The organism is Streptococcus parasanguinis (assembly GCF_001073155.1).
GTDB lineage: Bacteria > Bacillota > Bacilli > Lactobacillales > Streptococcaceae > Streptococcus > Streptococcus parasanguinis_D.
In genome coordinates this window covers 1-1,961 of the sequence record NZ_JVEE01000009.1, presented here as the reverse complement: position 1 = coordinate 1,961, position 1,961 = coordinate 1, and the positions used below count along the sequence as shown (strand labels likewise).

Genomic DNA, 1,961 nt, shown 5'->3' with positions numbered 1-1,961 from the left:
GAATGGTATGATGATATGAAGCAAATCATTCCTAGTTGGTATTTGATTGAGAAAAAAGCTGAATAATAAAAGAGTTGATTAAAGAAGAATTTGGTAGTTGGGACGTTAAAAGTAAAGAGACTCAACAAGTTTACAAGTTAGCAAGTAAATTTTTTAAGTGACAATTATCAGCTATAAAGTTGAAAAATGGTAACTATAAAATAGTTTCATTCTACATTTTAATTTTAAACAACAACTCAGTTACTTTCGTTCTTTAATATAGGAGTATACTAGCACCACATATTGAGTGTGTAAGTTTGTTAGTGAAACGTAGCTAAATCTCTCGCTTTTTTATTTCAAAGCTCCAGTGGAGCTTTGAACTCCCAAACCTTTTGAGTCCCACAGATGCATTATAACGGGGCTGTAGCATTGATGTCAAAACTTTCACCTCCTATATAAACAAATTCTATCCAACGTTTAAAAAGGATCAGTAGCTGATAATATATAGCGGGTTGCATCGTGACGACAAGTAGGTGGATTACGATTATTTGTAATTTATAAAATCTATGATGAGAGGTACGTGATTAGAGGTATCAAGTAATTTTTATTTTGCTAGAGCAAGCAACAAATCTTCTTCATAAGGACTATGCTAAGCAGATGTATCAGATACTAGATTTAGATAAATTTGAATGAGTTATGATGAATCAACTTCTAGACCACATCAGCATTTAAGAGGATAGGAAAATTAGAGTACCCTTCACAGAGGGAACTGAGGTACAGTTATAGAAAAAGAAAGGCTGTAATAACAGCTGGAAAACATTTTCGTTACAGCCTAATTTGCGTTTTTGTGGTATACTGAAATTGTTGAATGACTTTGAAAGTAAACAAGAAAAATAACTATTAAGGCTTTTATATTTGATAGTTATATTTTCGAAAATATAATATAATCAAAGATATTGCAGATGGATAATAAAATATGACTAGAGAAAAAGCGTTTAAAACTATTGAAGAGCAGATTTTGATTCAACGGGGCAGGAATTTGAAGATTACCGATGAGCCAGGGATGGTAAGTTTTATTCAGCAGAAAAATTATTTTAATTCTATAAATGGTTTTGAAACTATTTTTTTGGAGACCTCTAACCCTAAAAAATATATGAAAAGAGTCTCTTTTAAAGATTTTGAGAGAATATACACATTGGATAGAAATATAGCTAAGTACCTATTTCAAGAAATCGAAAAGATTGAGGTTGAACTGAAGTCGAGAATTGCATACGAATTTTCAAAAGTTCATTGCAATAATGGTATTGCTTCTAACTTAAAGTATTTAGATATCAATTGTTATGTGCTACCGATAGCACACAATCGAAATTCTTTTACAGAGTATTTTTATACTCATGGAGATAATAAAAAAACGCATTCTTTTTTTAGAGTGCATACTATTTCTGCCAAGATTAAAGATGTAATGTTTACAGGTAAAATTAGTACCTCTCATACTCGTAACGGAGATGTATATTACAACCTAGAAGGTGATTTTGATGGAATAGTTGATGACCTTAAAATAAATCAATATCGAGGGAGATTTTCAATAAAAGCTTCTAATACTCCTAGTAATATTTCTTCATTAAACGGTTCTATGAATGTGACGATTCAAATTAATAACATAGAGGGAAGATTTTTTGAATTATCTTATTCAGACTTCTGTAAAATTAAATATCCATATATTTCTAGCTATAAAAATCCTCCGCTTTGGGTTATTATTGATACACTAATGTTGAATGACTTGCTGGTTTTATTCCAAGGATTAGACATTGCTATACAAAATAAAATTATGAGTGAGATGGGATTTGATTCCTCTATTAGTGGGAGTCGAGAAAAATTTATTAACGCTTGTGAAATACTGCGTGAGTTGAGAAACCAATTGGCACACTTTGGTCTCATAACCAGATATAGGACGGGAAATAGTATTCTAATCAATAGACTTT

The 1,961-nt window shown here is 31.0% G+C and carries 1 protein-coding gene; it reads left to right on the top strand.

All coding sequences use genetic code 11. The annotated features are described in order from the left end of the window. Positions 1 to 955: 955 nt before the first annotated feature. Positions 956 to 1,961 (top strand): Abi family protein (locus ADH92_RS00675; RefSeq protein WP_049495968.1); only part of this gene is annotated, 1,006 nt, incomplete at its 3' end.